Annotated in this window: 21 protein-coding genes; 19 read left to right on the forward strand and 2 right to left on the reverse strand. The window is 38.0% G+C overall.

The genetic code is table 11. The features are described from left to right. Nucleotides 1–70: 70 nt before the first annotated feature. The 9 genes from RHP64_RS02210 (at nt 71) to RHP64_RS02250 (ending at nt 10613) form a co-directional block, all read left to right on the forward strand. Entirely contained in the window at nt 71–1357 is a 1287-nt protein-coding gene (locus RHP64_RS02210) for a UDP-N-acetylglucosamine 1-carboxyvinyltransferase (RefSeq protein ID WP_011679296.1), read from the forward strand. Nucleotides 1358–1449: 92 nt separating this feature from the next. After that, nucleotides 1450–1716 (forward strand): type B 50S ribosomal protein L31, encoded by a 267-nt coding sequence (locus RHP64_RS02215; RefSeq protein WP_004164650.1) that lies wholly within the window; start codon nt 1450–1452, stop codon nt 1714–1716. 39 nt (nt 1717–1755) lie between these two features. Then, nucleotides 1756–3147, forward strand: coding sequence for a 23S rRNA (uracil(1939)-C(5))-methyltransferase RlmD (rlmD, locus tag RHP64_RS02220; RefSeq protein ID WP_036089955.1), 1392 nt, complete (start codon nt 1756–1758; stop codon nt 3145–3147). A 1-nt stretch (nt 3148) separates the two neighbouring features. Beyond that, a complete protein-coding gene (locus tag RHP64_RS02225; protein ID WP_025267793.1) occupies nt 3149–4477 on the forward strand; it encodes a UDP-N-acetylmuramoyl-tripeptide--D-alanyl-D-alanine ligase in 1329 nt (442 codons plus the stop codon). Between the two features lie 23 nt (nt 4478–4500). Next, nucleotides 4501–5643 carry a serine hydrolase domain-containing protein gene (locus RHP64_RS02230; protein ID WP_025267794.1) on the forward strand — a complete coding sequence of 381 codons (1143 nt, stop codon included), beginning with the start codon at nt 4501–4503 and terminating at the stop codon, nt 5641–5643. A 35-nt stretch (nt 5644–5678) separates the two neighbouring features. After that, nucleotides 5679–7265 (forward strand): degradosome RNA helicase CshA, encoded by a 1587-nt coding sequence (locus RHP64_RS02235; RefSeq protein ID WP_011679300.1) that lies wholly within the window; start codon nt 5679–5681, stop codon nt 7263–7265. A 144-nt stretch (nt 7266–7409) separates the two neighbouring features. After that, nucleotides 7410–8591: a bifunctional folylpolyglutamate synthase/dihydrofolate synthase gene (locus tag RHP64_RS02240; RefSeq protein ID WP_025267795.1), complete on the forward strand. Its 1182-nt coding sequence runs from the start codon at nt 7410–7412 to the stop codon at nt 8589–8591. Next, a complete protein-coding gene (locus tag RHP64_RS02245) occupies nt 8581–9969 on the forward strand; it encodes an MFS transporter (RefSeq protein WP_014324337.1) in 1389 nt (462 codons plus the stop codon). Before RHP64_RS02240 ends, RHP64_RS02245 begins: the two co-directional genes overlap by 11 nt. 5 nt (nt 9970–9974) lie before the next feature. Continuing rightward, nucleotides 9975–10613 (forward strand): JAB domain-containing protein, encoded by a 639-nt coding sequence (locus RHP64_RS02250; RefSeq protein WP_223825229.1) that lies wholly within the window; start codon nt 9975–9977, stop codon nt 10611–10613. A gap of 22 nt (nt 10614–10635) precedes the next feature. Here RHP64_RS02250 and RHP64_RS02255 read toward each other — a convergent pair whose 3' ends face one another. Then, on the reverse strand, nt 10636–11604 hold the full coding sequence (locus RHP64_RS02255; RefSeq protein WP_025267797.1) for a thymidylate synthase: 969 nt from the start codon (nt 11602–11604) through the stop codon (nt 10636–10638). A 200-nt stretch (nt 11605–11804) separates the two neighbouring features. Then, nucleotides 11805–12281 carry a deoxycytidylate deaminase gene (locus tag RHP64_RS02260; RefSeq protein WP_014324339.1) on the reverse strand — a complete coding sequence of 159 codons (477 nt, stop codon included), beginning with the start codon at nt 12279–12281 and terminating at the stop codon, nt 11805–11807. Nucleotides 12282–12352: 71 nt separating this feature from the next. Between RHP64_RS02260 and RHP64_RS02265 the strand changes: the two genes are divergently transcribed. The 10 genes from RHP64_RS02265 to RHP64_RS02310 all read left to right on the forward strand — a co-directional run bounded on the left by RHP64_RS02265 (nt 12353) and on the right by RHP64_RS02310 (nt 19139). Further along, nucleotides 12353–13198, forward strand: a complete 846-nt coding sequence (locus RHP64_RS02265; RefSeq protein WP_004164635.1) for a bifunctional 5,10-methylenetetrahydrofolate dehydrogenase/5,10-methenyltetrahydrofolate cyclohydrolase — start codon at nt 12353–12355, stop codon at nt 13196–13198. A 108-nt stretch (nt 13199–13306) separates the two neighbouring features. Beyond that, complete coding sequence (gene comGA, locus RHP64_RS02270) at nt 13307–14248, forward strand: competence type IV pilus ATPase ComGA (protein ID WP_038534117.1); 942 nt, start codon at nt 13307–13309, stop codon at nt 14246–14248. Beyond that, complete coding sequence (locus tag RHP64_RS02275; protein ID WP_025267799.1) at nt 14217–15227, forward strand: type II secretion system F family protein; 1011 nt, start codon at nt 14217–14219, stop codon at nt 15225–15227. Before comGA ends, RHP64_RS02275 begins: the two co-directional genes overlap by 32 nt. Continuing rightward, entirely contained in the window at nt 15224–15535 is a 312-nt protein-coding gene (gene comGC, locus RHP64_RS02280; protein ID WP_004164625.1) for a competence type IV pilus major pilin ComGC, read from the forward strand. Before RHP64_RS02275 ends, comGC begins: the two co-directional genes overlap by 4 nt. Next, nucleotides 15519–15920, forward strand: a complete 402-nt coding sequence (locus tag RHP64_RS02285; RefSeq protein ID WP_025267800.1) for a type II secretion system protein — start codon at nt 15519–15521, stop codon at nt 15918–15920. Before comGC ends, RHP64_RS02285 begins: the two co-directional genes overlap by 17 nt. Nucleotides 15921–16096: 176 nt before the next feature. Next, entirely contained in the window at nt 16097–16312 is a 216-nt protein-coding gene (locus tag RHP64_RS02290) for a prepilin-type N-terminal cleavage/methylation domain-containing protein (protein ID WP_462785057.1), read from the forward strand. Nucleotides 16313–16321: 9 nt separating this feature from the next. Then, nucleotides 16322–16510: a hypothetical protein gene (locus RHP64_RS02295; RefSeq protein WP_257229676.1), complete on the forward strand. Its 189-nt coding sequence runs from the start codon at nt 16322–16324 to the stop codon at nt 16508–16510. Next, complete coding sequence (locus RHP64_RS02300) at nt 16503–16790, forward strand: hypothetical protein (RefSeq protein ID WP_014324343.1); 288 nt, start codon at nt 16503–16505, stop codon at nt 16788–16790. The genes RHP64_RS02295 and RHP64_RS02300 overlap by 8 nt, the downstream gene beginning before the upstream one ends. A gap of 37 nt (nt 16791–16827) precedes the next feature. Continuing rightward, nucleotides 16828–17817 (forward strand): class I SAM-dependent methyltransferase, encoded by a 990-nt coding sequence (locus RHP64_RS02305; protein ID WP_014324344.1) that lies wholly within the window; start codon nt 16828–16830, stop codon nt 17815–17817. A gap of 62 nt (nt 17818–17879) precedes the next feature. Further along, complete coding sequence (locus tag RHP64_RS02310; protein WP_025267801.1) at nt 17880–19139, forward strand: acetate/propionate family kinase; 1260 nt, start codon at nt 17880–17882, stop codon at nt 19137–19139. Nucleotides 19140–19179 lie beyond the last annotated feature (40 nt).

Below are 19179 nucleotides of genomic sequence, written 5' to 3' on the forward strand. Positions count from 1 at the left end.
AATGTTATTTGAGTTGTCATTGTAAATACGATATAATGGGTTGCAGACTATAAAGTTATAGGATAATTTCATGGCAAAAATAATCGTACACGGCGGTAAACGCATACGTGGAGAAGTCACAATTGGTGGCGCTAAAAATTCAACAGTAGCATTAATCCCGGCGGCCATTTTAGCTGATACACCGGTGAAATTTGATACGGTACCACAAATTCTAGATGTTAAAAACCTGCAATTGATTTTGCAAGCAATGAATGTGACGTCTAAGTTTGAAAATGGGGTGTTGGATATTGATCCAACACGCATTGAAGAAAGTGATTTGCCCAGTGGCGCTATTAAGTCATTACGCGCTTCATATTATTTTATGGGTGCATTACTTGGCCGGTTTGGCCGTGCAACAGTGACTTTCCCTGGTGGTGATAATTTAGGCAGACGCCCTATTGATCAGCATATTAAGGGGTTTGAAGCGCTAGGTGCCGTGGTGACTGAAAGCAATGATATTATTCATATTGATGCAACGGATCATGGTCTAATTGGTGCGCGTATCGCTTTAGATACTGTATCTGTTGGTGCTACTATTAATATCGTTTTGGCTGCGGTTCGTGCAAAAGGCCAAACAGTTATTGAAAATGCTGCACGAGAACCTGAAATCATTGATATTGCAACATTTTTGAACAACATGGGTGCTAACATTCGTGGTGCGGGAACAGATACTATTCGTATTGCTGGCGTACCGACTTTGAAGGCACGCAATACGCACACTGTTATTCCTGATCGGATTGAAGCTGGAACATACATGAGTATGGCAGCAGCATATGGGGATGGCGTGACAATAAAAAATGTTATTCCAGAACACTTAGAATCATATACATCAAAACTAATTGAAATGGGTGTTAACCTTGATATTGGTGAAGATGCAGTTCATGTATACAAATCAGATGCATTAAAACCGGTCGCCATCAAAACGATGCCGTACCCTGGTTTTGCTACTGACTTGCAACAACCTATCACTCCTTTACTGCTAATAGCTCAGGGTGAAAGTACTATTATTGATACCATTTATCCAAAACGAGTGAAGCATATTGCTGAATTACGTCGTATGGGTGGTGATATTGCTTCAGCTAAGCCGGGCGAAATTAAAATTAATCAGTCACCGCGCTTGGTTGGTACGGATGTTGAGGCTGCAGAAATTCGCGCAGGAGCAGCATTAGTCATTGCAGCAATTATGGCTGATGGTGAGACGATCATTAACAATGCCGATCATATTTTACGTGGATATGATCGTATTCAAGAGAAGTTAACAAGTTTAGGTGCCGACATTAATATTGAAGGCATCGACCTTATCAATCTAATGCCATAATGTATTGCGTTACGAATTAATATTTGGTATACTAGTTTAGTTAATAACTGACTCTGGGTCACGAGACTCAGGGCGCTAAGGAGAAATGAACAATGCAAGCAGAAATCCACCCAGATTATCGTCAAGTTGTTTTCATTGATGCTTCAACAGGAAAGAAGTTCTTGTCAGCTTCAACTGTAACATCAAATGACACAACTGATTTTGAAGGTAAAGAATATCCAGCAATTCGTATGGATATTACATCTGATTCACACCCATTCTACACAGGTAAGCAAAAGTTTACGCAAGCCGATGGTGCGGTCGACAAGTTCAACAAGAAGTTTGCTGGATTTGGTTTCAAGAACAACGAAGACAAGTAATTGTTCTTTTAGAAGCGTTCACTTTAGTGAACGCTTTTTATGTATGAGGTGAAAATTATCGCACGCACAGTTTTACCAGTAAAATTAAATCAAGAGTTGATCGTTGTCGTCGATGATATTCGGATTGATGGTATGGGTATTGTTTATGTCACAGCAAAGTATCCGTTGTATGTTGCTGATGCATTACCAGGAGAAAAGGTGCATTTACTGGTAACTCAAGTAGACAAATTTTCTGGCTATGCTAAAGTTCTTGATTGGTTGGAAAGTTCAGATAAACGTCAAAATAGTGACCGGCAGTATTTGATTGATGCCGGTACAGCACCATTAGTGAACTTGAAATATGAGGCACAACTTGAACTAAAACAAGCCCAAGTGAAGAGACTGTTTGAAGAACAGCATATTGATGTGTCAGTTGACCGAACGATTGGGATGGACAATCCAACATACTATCGTAATAAGACTATTGTGCCAGTGAAATGGCAGAATGATCATTTGACTAGCGGGTTTTACAAGAGGGGGACTCATGATTTAGTACCCATGGATGATTATTTTGTTAACGATGCAGAAATTGATCAGGCAATTATTGTGGTTCGAAATATTCTGGAGAAGTATGATATCACAGCATTTGATCCTGATTTGGAACGTGGTGCGATTCGTTATATAATGATACGTCGTGGCTATTATTCTCATGAATTAATGGTCGTATTGGTTTCAAACGAAGAAGTCATTTCGCACGAAACAGAAATTATTGCTGATATCCGAAACCAGCTGACAGAATTAAAAAGCTTGATTTTGAACTATAGTCCCAAAAAAGACTACGTTTTGTTAAGTCCAAATAATCGAATACTATGGGGCGAGAAAGCAATTTATGATACTTTGCTTGGGTATGAGTTCATTATTGGTCCTAATTCGTTTTATCAAGTTAATCCGCAAACCACCGAAGTTCTATATGATTTAGCTGCCCAAAAAGCGGATTTGAAGCCGACAGACACTGTTATTGATGCTTACTCAGGTATTGGGACTATTGGAATTAGCGTTGCTAGTCGGGTTAAAAAAGTACTTGGTGTTGAAGTTGTTCCTGGTGCAGTTGCTGATGCACAATTGAATTTACAGGTCAATAATATTTCTAATGCCGAATATATTTTGGCTGATGCACCTGTGCAATTTAAAAAGTGGCAAGAACAAGGTTTGAAGCCAGATGTTGTTTTCGTTGATCCACCGAGACGTGGCTTAACGACTTCTCTCATTAACGCCACAACTGATATGTCACCAGAAAAAATAGTATATATTAGCTGCAATCCAGTAACTTTGAGTCGTGACGCCGTTGAGATTATTGAAAATGGGTATCATATTGATGGTTCGGTCTTACCAGTGGATCAATTTCCACAGACTTCTCACGTCGAAAGTATTACAGTGTTCCGAAAGGATTAAAATGAATTACTCAGTAAAAAAGATAGGTCAGATATTAAATGCGACAACACAAATAGATTCCAAAATAGTTACTGGTGTGTCTTTTGATTCTCGTAAAGTTAAATCTGGAGATTTATTTGTTGCTCTGGTTGCTGAAAACGATGGGCATGATTATGTGCAACAGGCGTTGACAAAAGGGGCCACAGCCGTTTTAGTGGACGACAGGCATCAAATAGATTCAAAAATTCCAGCTATTATTGTATCAGACACATTGTTAGCTCTTCAGCAATTGGGAGAATATCGTCGTCATCAAATTAATCCTAAAGTTGTTGCTATTACTGGTTCAAATGGTAAAACAACAACAAAAGATATGACTTCGGCAATAATGGGTTCTCAATACAAAACCTTTAAAACACCTGAAAACTTTAACAATGAAATTGGTGTTCCTTTGACGTTGCTCACTATGCCAGATGATACAGAAGTGTTAGTGGTAGAATTAGGTATGGATCGACCTGGTCAATTGACGACATTATCTGAGTTAGTGAGTCCAGACATTGCCATCATTACTATGATTGGAGAGGCGCATATTGAGTTTTTCAGAACACGTGAAAATATCGCTAAGGCAAAACTCGAAATTACTAAAGGTCTCAAATCACAAGGAACATTATTGATTCCTTACGATGAACCTCTCCTGACAAATGCACAAGTTAAACAAAATGTGCAAACCTTTGGACAAGATATTAAAGATATTAATTCGTCATCCTCCAAGACAATTTTTACTTATCAAAATACTCGATTTGCTATTCCACTGTTGGGTCGGTATAATATAATGAATGCGCTCGCAGCGATTTCAGCGGGTATCTTATTACATATTGAATTAAAAAACGCTGCAGAAGCGCTTCAGCATTTTGATTTGACAAAAAATCGCACAGAACAGCTCACCACATCTCACGGCGTGAACTTAATTAGCGATGTTTATAACTCAAATCCAACGGCTGTTGCTGCTGTCTTGGCAACATTAAAAATTATACCGGCCACACACAAGTATGTTGTGTTGGGTGATATGTTAGAATTAGGCGAACAGGCTGCAAGCTTGCACGCTTGTCTGGCAGAAACGGTGATAAATGCGAATGTTGATGGCGTTTACTTGGTTGGACCATTGATGAATAAATATCTATATCCAATCTTGCAACGACGCTTTGATTCAGCGCACTTGCACCAATATGAAACAGATCAGTTAGCCGAATTAATCAAAGATTTACAGACGTTAGGTGAAAACGGGGACGTGATTTTGTTAAAAGCAAGTCATGGGATTCATCTTGAGAACGTTGTTAACGCATTGGTAAAATAGTTTTATGTGTTGAGGGGCACAAAATGAAACGCAGTCAGAAGCAACAATTTAAGATCAGAAAATGGTCTGTGTTCTTAATATTAGTTTGTACCATGGGATTAGTGTTATGGCCGAATCAGTTGAATAACGGTCAATATACGATTAATCCAATCGTTGATGATAAGTATAGTGCTAACAGTATGTCAGCACTAAAAAGCAATATCTCGCCACAAAATAAATTTGCTGAGACATTGGATAAAAAACTTCAGTCGGAAAACTATATAGGTACAGCGCTGATTGTGCACCATAATGAAATTATTTTGCAAAAGGGCTATGGTGAGGCAGATGAAAAAATGCATCGTGATAACGATGCCTCAACACTTTTTCAGCTTGCCTCAATTGAAAAATCCATGACTGCTGTATTAATAATGCAGCAAATAGAATCTGGTAAACTGTCATTTGATACCAAGCTGAGTGATTATTATCCGAATGTGGTGAATGCTAATCGTATTACGATTAGCGATTTAATCACCATGACTAGTGGTTTAAGTCAACGTATTCAACCGACGACATTTGAGTCCGAAGAAGATAACATTGATTTTTCTGCTGTTCATGCTGTTAAAATTGGTGAACCTGGTACTGGAATCGGTTGGTCTTACCAGCCGGTCAATTATCGTTTGTTAGCAGGTATTTTGATGAAGCTCACTAATAAAACGTTTGCCGTATTGTTGAACCAAGTATTCAATAATACTTATCATTTAAATGTGAGAAATTACCAAGATTTCATCAATTCCAAACATCGTTCTATTGGGTATGATAATAGTTACGAAAAAGCTTATAGTGAAAATCAAGTGGCATACAACCGTGAAACTGGCACCGGAAATGTTGCCATGACAACTGGAGAATTGTATCACTTTTATCGATTAATGATTGATAAAGTTATCATTAAACATCCCAGTCAGTTATGGCAAACACGAACCGGTGAGACTTATGCTGCTGGAATGTATCACGAGGGAAAATACCTTAATGCTCACGGCATTTTGCCAGGATTTGAACCCACGGTTGTTATAAGCAATAATGGACAAGATGCGGTAATATTGCTTAGTAATCAATATTATAAGAATCACAGTTTTCAACCATTAGCCAGAGAATTATTTACAAAAATGACTGCCATTCCAACAAAGTAATGGCAAACGCGCACAAAGCGCAAGGAGAAAAAATTTTGAAATTTAGTGAATTAGGTTTGTCACAAGACATTTTGGATGCTATTACAACGCATGGATATGTTGAAGCTACACCAATCCAAGAAAAGACAATTCCATTAACATTAGCAGGACGTGATGTAATTGGACAAGCACAAACAGGAACTGGTAAAACAGCAGCATTTGGTTTGCCAATCTTGGAGCACATTGATTTAAATAATAAAAACATTCAAGCATTGATTGTATCACCAACGCGTGAATTAGCAATTCAAACAGCTGAAGAATTAAAAAAGTTGGGACGCGACAAGCGAGTTGATGTACAGGTTGTCTTTGGTGGTGCTGATATTCGCCGTCAGATCCAAAATTTGAAGTCACATCCACAAATCCTAGTTGGTACACCTGGTCGTTTACTTGATCACATTAACCGTAAGACTGTAAAAATTGATAATGTTCGTACATTAGTATTGGATGAAGCTGATGAAATGTTAAATATGGGCTTCTTAGACGATATTGAGGCAATTATTTCAAAGACACCAGCAGAGCGTCAAACACTGTTGTTCTCAGCAACAATGCCACCAGCAATTAAGCGTATTGGTGTCAAGTTCATGACGAACCCTGAACATATTCAAATCGAAGCAAAAGAATTAACAACTGATTTGGTTGATCAATACTTTGTTCGTATGCGCGAAAACGAAAAGTTTGATACTATGACGCGTATCTTTGATGTGCAGGCACCAAAATTGGCGATCGTCTTCGGTCGTACAAAGCGTCGCGTTGAAGAATTATCACGAGGATTAGAAGCACGTGGTTACCACGCTGCTGGTTTGCATGGTGATTTAACACAACAAATGCGTTCACGTGTGTTGGCTCAATTTAAGTCACATGAAATTAATATTTTAGTTGCAACAGACGTTGCTGCACGTGGTTTGGATGTGAAGGACGTATCTCACGTTTATAACTTTGATATTCCGCAAGATCCAGAATCTTATGTTCACCGTATTGGACGTACTGGTCGTGCTGGAGCTAAGGGTGTATCTGTCACTTTCGTTGCACCAAACGAAATGGATTACTTACGTGCTGTTGAAGATTTGACTAAGAAGCGCATGACGCCTCTTGAACCAGCATCTCTAAAGGACGCTCGTATTGGAAAGATTAACAATGCTGCTGGTGAAGTTGCTAAGTTAATTGATACAACTGAGGTTTCAGAAATTCAATCTCAGGTAGATGCGTTGACAGCAAAGTATAGTGCTGAACAATTAGCTGCTGCTGTATTATCTAGCGTTGCTGATTTAGAAAAGCAAAATACACCAGTTGAAATTACTCGTGAACGTCCATTACCACGTCGTAAGGGTGGTAATGGTGGCTCACGCGGTGGTTCACGTAATGGCGGCGGACGTCGTAATGGTGGTGGCGGTGGTTACCGTGGCAATCGCGAACGTCGTGGTAATGGTGACACCCGCGGTAATGATCGCCGTCGAGGCAGTGGCGCTGCTTCTAGCGAACGCCGTTTTGGAGATTACAAGCGTCGTGACGGTCGCTCAACTGAAAGTCGTCGCAACAGTAGTGGCGGATCACGTCGCGAATTTACTGTACGTGAAAAAGATTAATAAATTAAAATGCTGTTTGAGACATCTTTGTATGATGTCTTATGAACAAGTGGAGCTCAGCTATTATTGAGTTGTTATCCACACATTTTGTAACACGATGAAACCGTCCAAACATTTTGGACGGTTTTTAGTTGGAGAAAGTAAATGAAAACAGTTGAAGATGCCATATCTTATATTCATAACCGGCCAAAAGGTGGTCAAAAAGAGTCATTATACCGCATGACCACATTGTTAGCAGCCTTGGGAAATCCACAAAATGATTTACCATATGCCATACATGTCACTGGTACGAATGGTAAGGGCTCAGTATCAACGATGGCTAGTAACATTTTACGTGTGGCAGGTTATGATACTGGTTTGTTTGTTTCACCTTTCATCACTAATTTTCGGGAACGAATACAAATCAATAATGAGATGATTTCGAAAGATGATTTACTGCACGCTACTAACAAAGTCGCACAAGTGTTAATAAACGTTGATGCAGAATTATATCCGGATATTCCTGTAGAATTTGAAGTTTTGACAGCGATTATGTTCACCTATTTTTCTTCAAAAAAATTAGACGCATTAGTGATAGAAGTGGGTATTGGTGGTTTACTTGACTCTACTAATGTGATGCCAAATACAAAGGTAGCTGTTATCACTAGCGTAGGATTAGATCATCAGAAAATGTTGGGTAATACAATTACTGAAATTGCATCACAGAAGGCCGGTATTATTCATGATGATGTTGCTGTTGTTACCGGTGATTTACCAGATGAAGCACGCTTGGTCATTGAAAAGAAAACCCCACATGTCATAAAAGGTCTGCGCCATGAATTTCAATCCGGATTGCCAGGAGAATATCAGATAGAAAACACAGCGACTGCTGTTGCAGCAGTACGTGCTTTTGCTCAGAATATTTCTGATGATACAATTCAAAAAGGGCTAGAAGAGAGCCACTTTTCGGGACGGTTTGAATTAATTGCACCAAACATTATGGTGGATGGTGCTCATAATGCTCAAGGACTTCGTGCTTTATACAAGTCGTTGTCAGTGGCATATCCAAAGGAAAAAATCACCTTGATTATTGGTAGTTTGATGGATAAAAATGTTACTGCTGAATTCAATGAAATATTGCGAGATGACAGATTTAATATTGTTCTTGTGCCATTTAGTGGACCTAATGGCCGTCCTAGTTTATCCATTGAGCAGACATTAAAACAGTATCAGGTATCTGCGATGCCACATTGGCAAGAAGCGGTTGAAAAATCAACCGCGGATTTAACGGTATTGACTGGATCATTATATTTTATAAGTGAGGTAAGAGAGCAATATGATAGATGATAAGTTATCCCCACGTTTGGTGCTAAGTGTCTTAGCGATTGGATTGCTGGGATTTACTGATATTATGTTAGAAACTGCCTTGAACGTCAGCTTTCCAATGTTGATGACAGAATTTAAGGTAACCTCTAGCACAGTACAATGGTTGACCTCAGGTGTCATCTTGTTGACAAGTATGGTAGTTATTTTGTCGCCATGGTTAAAGAAAAACTTCACCAATCGGAGCCAGTTTATTGTTGCCACGGTTATATCGATTGTAGGTGTTCTGATTGATGCTGTGAGTAATACCTTTGTGATTACATTGTTCGGCCGGTTGCTACAAGGGATTGGTGGTGGCGTTGGCTTACCATTAATGTATAATGTTATTTTCGAACAAGTTCCTGAGAAAAAGCGTGGCACGATGGTCGGACTTGGCTCATTAATTATTTCTTTTGCTCCAGCAATTGGTCCAGCTTTTGGTGGTTATCTAACTCAAAATTACGGTTGGCATATGGTCTTTTGGGTTGTGCTGCCCGTTCAAATTGGTTCTCTCATACTTGGGTGGGCCACAATCAAGCAAGTTTCAACAATTAAAAAAGAAAAATTAGATATTATTGGCTGGCTGTTGTTAAGTCTGTTTTTTGTCTCTGGTATTTTTGTCATCGAAAGAATCAGCACACATGGATTAGTAAATCTTTTAAGTTTATTGATGACTTTGGCGATGTTTGTGGGTATTATTGGATATATTCTTTATGCAAAAAGAGTTGAAAATCCATTGTTAAGCCCAGAAATATTTAAGTTTAAGGTTTTTCGTTTTGGTATAGCAGCGGCATTTGTAGCTCAAATAGTTAATCTAACGTTTAACTATGCAATACCCATGGTTCTACAAATTGTTTTACTCAAAAACCCACAAGTTGCCGGTTTGACTTTACTTCCAGGTGCTTTAAGTTATGCTATGATGGCTATAATTTCTGGTCGCCTATATGATCGATATAGTGCACGGCTACCAATTACAATTGGTGTGACATTGATGTTTGTTGGGACGTTACTAATTGCATTTATCCCAATTAATCTCATTAGTTTAACAGGTGGATTCATGGTTATTCAGATAGGGGCGGGTTTCTGGTTTGGTAACAACATGACCTATTCGGTAAGCAGTGTACCAGTTGAATTTCAAAGCTCAGGAAATTCTATTTTTTCTGCAACAACGAACTATTCCGCTGCAGTTGGTATTGCACTTGCTGCTGGCATTATTGCTACATTTCAAAAGCAAGCAATTAACGTACGTGAGTTGGCTTCATCAACACACATTGGTGCATTGTGGACATTTAGAGTGGACATAGTACTGATTGTTTTAGCCGCCATTCTTTCATTAAGTGCTTTAGGTTCTATAAGAAAATAGAGAGAATGACGTATCATATTGTAGAGGTAAACAATATGGTCAAAGAAAAAGTAGAGAAATTTTACAATGTTTTGGGGTATAAGGAAAAGAAAGATATTCGTATTTTTCAACGTTACTTTCCAAATAACTATAATTTAAATGAATTGACAAATGATATAGTGGAAGATTTTTTGTCTCATAATCCGATTGCTAATGAAGCTTTGCTGTTAGGAATTGAAATTGGCAAACATGTTGCGCACCAGCGACGGCCACAGTTACTAAATGCCAAATATTCAGCAGCAATAGGCCGGTTTGCGCAACAACAAATTGGTAATTTAATGCAGGAACAATTAAGTGTAGCTTTGCTTGATACGCAGTTGAATGTTATCGGTTGGGAAGTAGTCTTTGTGGGTACTTTAAGTCAAGTACAAGCTTCACCACGAGAGATATTTCAACGCGTACTAAAAGCCAACGCATTTGGATTCATGATTGCACATAACCATCCTAGTGGTAATATTATGCCTTCCAATGCAGATATTACTTTCAGTCAGCGTTTGGCAACAATTGGTCATCAAATGGATTTACGTTTATTTGACTCGTTTATTGTGACACAAAATGAGTATTGGAGTATGTCAGAAAATCAACAATTAAAAAAAGTTATCTGATTTTTCAGATAACTTTTTTTATTTAGACAGCTACGGGCGCTTTAATGGCCGGTTCACTATCGTAATCTAATATTTTGATGTCATCCATCGTATAATCAAACAATGATTTAACTTCCGGATTTAGCCATAGTTTTGGTAATTTGTGCATAGGCCGTGACAATTGTTCTGTTATTTGATCAACATGATTATTGTAGATATGCGTGTCACCAATGGTATGAATAAATTCACCAACTTCGTAGCCAGTTTGAGCTGCCACCATGTGTAGCAACAGTGAATAGCTGGCAATATTAAATGGAACACCAAGGAAAAAGTCACCGGAGCGTTGATACATTTGCAAACTGAGTTTACCGTCCGCAACATAAAACTGACTAAGTACGTGACAAGAAGGTAAGGGAGCTTGCGGTGTGGTCTCAGCATTCCAAGCTGTTAAAATGAGGCGACGTGAATTCGGTGTTTCCTTAATTTGATCAATAAGTCTGGCGACCTGATCAACGGTTTCATCACCGGCGGTCAGACTATTTGTTTCCCAGCTACGCCACAATTTTCCATAAACATTTCCAATATAACCAAATTCTTCCTTGAATTCGTCATCATTGAGAATGTTGTTAACGAAAATGTCTTTTTGTTCTTTGTATATTTTGGCAAAATTTTCATCAGTTTGTGAACGAAGACCAAAATTAGTCATATCGGGACCGGTATATTTATCAGATTCAATCCACTTTTTAAACGCCCATTCATCCCAGATATGATTATTGTGTTCAAGTAAGAATCGGATATTATTATCTCCTCTTAAGAACCATAAAAGTTCACTTTTAATCAAACCAAAGAAAACCTTTTTGGTAGTTAAAAGGGGGAATCCTTCAGCCAGTTTAAATCGCATTTGTGTACCGAACAATGAACGTGTTCCAGTACCAGTGCGGTCTCCTTTATGTGATCCTTCATCAAGAATCTTTTGTGCGAGGTCGAGATATTGTTGTTCATTTTGAGACATATGTCAAAATACGTAATGTGCGCGACTGAATCATTGGCATGCAATGCCTCCAGGCGATTCCTTATCAAACACATTTCCTTTCAAAATTAATCTTTACTTAAAATACTAACGAAAACCCCGTTAAATAGCAAATGATTTAACGGGGTTTTCGATGTGATATCTCTTTCTATTGGATTAAAAAACGCTAAGGTATATCGTATTCATACAATGAATTGGTTCATATCAATTTGCTGTGCTGTAAGTGCAGAAAGTGGAACTTGTTTTAATTCAATTCCTTTTTGTGCTAATAGTTCTTCGGCAAAGGTATTATTTCGATAATCTCTCATAAAATAAATTTTATTGATGCCGGCTTGTAAAAGTAATTTAGTACATTGGACGCAAGGTACGTCTGTTACATAAACTTCCGATCCATCAATTGTTATACCCATTTTTGCTGCTTGCATCAAGGCGTTTTGCTCTGCATGAACTGCTCGAATACAGTGACCGTCAACCATCAAGTCACCAACTTCTGTACAGTGAGGCGTGCCAGATACAGAGCCATTGTACCCACTGGCAATAATGCGATGATCACGAACAATAATGGCACCAACGTGTAATCGCGTGCAGGTAGATCGTGTGGATAAAATTGCTGCTTGTGCAATGAAATATTGATGCCAACTAATGCGTTGATCTGCCATGAATAACTTCCTTTATCAAATAAATCTGTTAGAATGATAATAACACATTTTTATTTGAAGGAGTAAAAAATATGACAGAGATTTTAGATGGTAAGGCGGTTGCAAAAACCATCAATGAACAAACAAAAGCACGTGTGGCTAAACAAAAAAGACCTGTCACTTTAGCAGTTATTTATGATCCTTCAAATGATGGGAGCCAATTATATGTTGGCATGAAGTCACGTCAAGCAGCTAAACTCGGAATTGTAACGCGAGATATACCAATCTCAACTGATGCAACAACAGAAAGTGTTATTCAATTAGTAGAAGAGCTAAATGACGATGAAAGTATTACAGGAATCCTTGTTCAGAGTCCGTTAGCCAAAGGAATTAAAGAACGACAAATTTTTTCTGCTGTGGCACCACATAAAGATGCTGATGGTCTAGGAGCAACAGTTCAAGGAATGCTATTCGGTGATTCTTTGGAAAATTATACTGTTGCGGCAACGCCTCAAGGTGTGATGACACTTTTGGCGCAATATAATATTTCTTTAAAAGGAAAAAATGCTGTGGTTGTTGGCCGCTCACAATTATTTGGCAGGCCAATGTTTGCTTTGCTCACTAATGCAGACGCTACGGTAACCTTAGCACACCGCTATACTGAACCAACGACCTTAAAGGCACTTTTAAAAAATGCAGATATTGTTGTTGTTGGTGTTGGTATTCCAAACTTTATTCAAGGTGAAGACCTGAAAAAGGGCGCTACAGTAATCGATGTTGGTATGAACGTTGTTGATGGGAAAGCCACGGGGGATGTAAACTTTTCCTCAGCCCAAGGGATTGCCGGTTATATAACCCCTGTTCCAGGTGGTGTTGGACCAATGACTATCGCAACGCTGTTAGAAAATACAGTAACACTAGCAGAACAACATCAATAAAACGATAAATAAAAAAGCATCTGGCATATTTGTCAGATGCTTTTTTGTGCGAAAAGATATCTAAACTCGTATGATACTGTGAGCTCAAAAAAGAGAAAGGAGTTAATGATGGAAATTGATCAATTACTTGATAACGCTGTTGCTGAGGAAGCTAGTGATATTTACATATTGCCCAACGATGATAGGTTTACGATAAAGTTTCATGCTGGTGGTTCAATAGTAACTCAAGAATATCTGGACAATAAAGCTGCTGAAAAAATGATTTCAGCTATTAAATACCGTGCTAAGATGAATATTTCTGAGCGACGAAGGCCACAACTCGGGCGTTTTCAAAAACAGGATATTTGGATACGTGTTTCAACTGTGGGAGATTTTTTGAACCGAGAGACAGTAGTTTTGCGTGTAATTTATCCAGAGCACAATACACAAAATTGGTTGGCTGAAAAGCAGTTTGATGATATGAAATTAAAGTTACCTGATTCAGGATTGTTTTTAATCTCAGGACCAACCGGATCAGGTAAAACAACAACACTTTATCATTTATTAAAAAGCATTGCGGAAAATAAATTAGTATTAACCATTGAAGACCCCGTAGAAATTAATGCCCCAGAGTTTGTGCAGTTGCAGGTTAACGAGACAGCGGGCATTAACTATACAGAATTAATTAAAGTAGCTTTACGCCACCGACCTGAAATTTTACTAATCGGAGAAATTCGTGATGTTAAAACAGCTCAAGCTGTGATACAAGCAGCTTTGAGTGGACATTTAGTATTTAGTACTATTCACGCAATGTCAACAAAAGACGTCGCTTTACGGTTGTTGGAACTAGGTGTTGATAAAAGTCAGCTCGAAGCAGCATTAACAAAAATTGTTTATCAAAGGTTAGTGCCCACGATAGACAATAAACAAGCAGCTGTTGCTGATGTTGTAGAAGGAATGCCTTTAAAAGGTTCACCAAAATTTACTAATAGATGGCGAGAAACGCTTGCGGATGCCTTAAAGGAAGGGAAGATAACAAATGAAACCTATCAAAAATTTAGCGCGCTTTAATAAGCGGGACCAGGTATTATTTTTTCAAGAGCTGGGTGAGCTACTATCATCAGGATATAGTATCGCACAGAGCATTGATATCTTAGCTAGTGCACATCAAAAATGGCAATCAATCCTTAGCCAGGTTCAGAAAGGTCTATCAACAGGGCAAACATTCTATCAAGCCCTCGAGGCATTTATTAGTCCAAATATTTTATTACAATTGCGGTTATCAGACCAACATGGGGATATTTCCAATACACTGGTTCGAATTGGGCAGACCCTTGCCAAATTTCAGCAACAACAAAGCAAGTTATCACAGGTCATGCGTTATCCAATTATTTTACTGGGTATCCTTGGTTTGTTGTTGATTGGACTAAAATGTTTTTTATACCCTATGATCAATCAATGGCGAGAAACTAATCAAGAGACGATCAATTATCCATATGCATTTATTTTCTGCACCGGTCTCTTAACTTTAACCTTCTTAACACTGTGGTTATGGTATTGGCATCATTTATCATCAATTCAACAATTAAATATACTGGCTAAAGTACCATTTGTGGGGACGCTAGTGCGCAGTATTGTTACCTATCAAGTTAGCCAACAATTATCAATGTTAATGTTTAGTGGACTAACGTTACCAGAAATTATTGATGAAGTTGCACAACAAAATAATAAATCATACGCAGTTGCACTTGCACATGATATTCAAAAGCATCTCAAATTGGGAGGCAATATCGAGAGGTATATATTATCACAGTCATTTGTTAATGATTCATTGGCTGGATATTTTATTCGTGGTCATAAACCTAAGATACTTGCTCGATATCTCGATTATTATGCAAAAACACAATTTAAATTACTTATGCAACAAACAGACCGTTTTATTGGCACGCTGCAACCATTATTTTTTGGTATTATCGGCGTTGCAATTGTTGGTCTGTATATGAGCATGCTATTACCAATGTATCAAACAATCGGAGGACTATATCAATGAGTATTTTTAAAAAATCGAAAAAAGCATTTACACTAATTGAAGCAGCAATTGTACTCTTTATTATTAGTTTGTTAATGTTACTTATTTTGCCAAATTTAAATGCACAGCGTAAACATGCGGTAGAAAACCATGCGACAGCGATGGTATCAACTGTTCAAACACAAATTGATTTGTATCAAAATGATCACCCCAATCAGGATAATGTGACACTCGCTGCACTAAAATCAGAAAATTATTTAACTGAGAAACAGTTTCAAAAAGCACAAGATCTTAAAATAACAATTGTTCATAATGAAGCACGTAAATAGTGGGTTCACATTAATCGAGTCAGCTGTAACATTAATGATTGTGAGTTTGCTGCTTTTTGTTGGAGCACAAACATCGGCGCGTCCCAAAATAGACACGCAACAATGGTTAGCAACATTTCAAACCTACTGGCAAAACGCAAGACTAACGGCACAACATGAACAAAAAACAGTTGAGGTTATTTTTGATAAGAAGGAGGTGAGATTTAATAATCAAGTACTGGTTTATCCATCAGGTATAAAAAAAGATACGCAACAAAGAATAAATGTCTTAACAACAGGCTATGTTGCACCAACCACAGTGACACTCACAGGAGAACAGACGACAAAACTAATATTTAGTCTTGGAGGAGGAGAATATCGTGTTGAAACAAATAATTCAAAATAAGCAGTCCGCATTTGTTTTGGCAGAATCAATGTTAGCTTTAATACTAGTATCAGTATGCATGTCATTTGAGTATGAACAAGTTCACCAATTTCATATTCACAAAAGTAACTTGGAAAGGAAATTAAAAGTTGCAGAACGAGAACGAATTGATGCAATAAATCAGTGGGAAGGGTGTAATGAAAAATGATGGGTTTACATTGCTAGAAGCCTTGATATCATTGCTTATAGCCGCGTTAGTTTTGACTTCTTTACAATTTGTTGTTCCGTTTTTAAAGCAAATTTCTGATGCTCCAAAGGCAACAGTCCTGCAAACGATCACGCATCAACTTGAAACTCAAAAATATACCATAACCTCAGCAACATTGACATCAGTTAGACTTAAAAGCTACTAGGGTAAAGATATGTATCTTGAAGTCAAAAATAATAAATTACAAATAAGTGGCAGTGGTGCGGGTCAGATAATTTTAATGGAGAACGTAACAAATCTAGCGGTGGATGATCGCAATAATTATTTGAATTTAACAATTACAACTAACAAAGGTAAATTTTCAAGTATATTGCATTTAAAGAAGACGGTACAAAATGAATAAAAAAAATGCCTATGTTTTAGTACCAACCATTTTTGTTCTGGGGGCATTAAGCGCGTTATTTATTTTGCAGAATATGGCTTTTAATCAACAGTTGCGGGCACAAACACATTTGATCGAAATAGCAAAAATTGACAAGATACAAATGATTGTCAGTACGCAAGTATACAAAAATAATGAGACCAAATTCAATTTTGATGAGGCTAAAGTCACCGTTATTAATAAGCAAATAAAAATTGACTTAGGAAAGCGTATATATCAGCGTGAATTGCTTGTGAAATAACCTTGAAAATTGGTCCTAAAACCGCTAAAATAAACCTATGACACAAGAAAAAATAGCACAATATTTTGATGCTTTAACTAGCGCTTCACAATCTTTGGTTAAAGACACGAACATCAGTTATATCGATGCACTAATTGAGATACTTGAAGATATTAATTTGCAGACTGTCCATCGCGAGTTTGATAAGCCAAGTAACGATGTGGTGCAAATAATACAGTCAACAATTGATATGGACTGGTCTTTATTATCACCAGCTGAAAAACGCAAAGCATTACAATTGGCTGTTTTGAAAGCTAATCGTGAAGATCAAACTCCTGCTAATTACCAGATTACCCCCGATGGAATTGGCTATTTGCTGGCTGATTTTATTAACCAGACAGCTGGGTTACGAGATAATGATACTATTATCGACATGAATGTTGGTTCAGGTAATCTTTTATGGACAATAAATGAGATGCTAGATGTGACAGTTAAACGCATAGGGATTGATAATGATGAAACACAACTAGCGCTCGCGTCCGCCACAGATGAAATAATCAATAGCGATGAAACAACTCTATACAAGGAAGACACCATCGGCATAGAAGAGGCCCCTAAAGCCAAAGTTGTTATAGCTGATTTGCCAGTCGGGTATTATCCACTCCAGCCAAGTGACAAATTTATAACTCGTAATCAAAATGGGCGTTCCTTCGTTCATCACCTACTTATTGAAAAGTCATTGGATTTTGTTGCAGATGATGGATGGATATATCTACTTGTACCCGCAAATGTTTTGAACGGCGATGAAGCAAAAAAAGTATTACAATTTGTTACGTCACGGGCACAGCTAAAAGCATTTCTACAATTACCAAACGAATTTTTCCAAGACGCGCGTGCAGCAAAAGCTATTTTAGTGCTTAAAAAACAAAGGACTAAAAATAATGAAGTGCTCATGGGCCAATATCCTTCGCTCAAGGATCTAAAATCATTGCAAAATTTTTTGCAAGAAATCAAAGCGTGGGTTAAACTAGAGAATGAACAAAATTGATGTATTCGTGGCATTGTCACTTAGAATTTAGGTAAGGAAGAAAGACAGGTAAAAAGAATATCATGGCTAAAACAATGGCTGTTAACGCAGGTAGTTCATCACTAAAGTTTCAATTATTAGAGATGCCTGCAGAACAAGTAATTGCACAAGGTGTTATCGAACGCATTGGTATGGACGATGCAATAGTAACGATTAAATACGGTGCAGAAATCAATGCAGAGCGCTTGGTTGGCCATTCAGAAGATGACGAACATATTACTTTGTCCAAAGACGGCAAAGGTAAAAAGTACGAAAACGTTACTGCAATTAAAAACCACCAACAGGCCATTAACTTCATGTTGCAAAAGTTAACAGATCTGGGTATTATTGAGGACTTTAATGAAATTACTGGTGTCGGACATCGTGTTGTTGCTGGTGGTGAATGGTTTAATCATTCCGTGGTGGTAACAGATGATGTGCTGGCTAAAATTGATCGTCTTGCAGATTATGCACCACTTCATAACCCAGCCAATGCTATGGGAATTCGTGCTTTCCAAAAGCTCCTCCCTGATGCATTGTCAGTGGCGGTTTTTGATACTTCTTTCCATCAAACAATGCCTGATGAAAACTTTCTTTATGCCTTGCCATATGAATACTACACGCGTTATGGCGCCCGCAAGTATGGTGCTCATGGCACATCGCACCGATATGTTGCATCGCGTGCAGCCGAATTGATCGGTAAAGATTTAAAAAGCTTGAAATTAATCACGCTGCATTTGGGTGCAGGTGCCTCAATTACGGCTATTAAGGATGGTAAGTCATTAGATACTTCTATGGGATTTTCTCCCTTAGCTGGTGTTGCTATGGCAACGCGTTCAGGAGATGTCGATGCTTCGCTTGTTTATTATATTCAAGAACGCGAAGGACTATCTAACGAAGAGATGTTAAATATATTGAACAAAAAGTCCGGTTTGCTTGGTATTTCGACAATTTCAAGTGATATGCGTGACTTGTTAGATGTCCAAGACACTAATGAGCATGCTGACATGGCGATTAGAATATTTATTAATCGTGTTGTTAAATATGTGGGACAGTATGTTGCTGAAATGGGAGGCGTTGATGCTATCGTATTTACAGCAGGAATTGGTGAAAACTCAGTCCCAGTTCGTAAAATGATTATTGATAAATTAAACTACTTTGGTGTGAAATTAGATGAAGAAAAAAATAATGTTCGCGGCAAAGAAGTTGAAATATCTACGAATGACTCCAAGGTAAAAGCCTTGTTGATCCCAACCAATGAAGAACTAATGATTGCTAGAGATGTTGAATCTTTGAAAGCATAGTTAGATGTAGAGTATGTGGACGGCTAGTGGACAACACTAG

It is taken from the genome of Leuconostoc sp. XM4 (assembly GCF_055698815.1).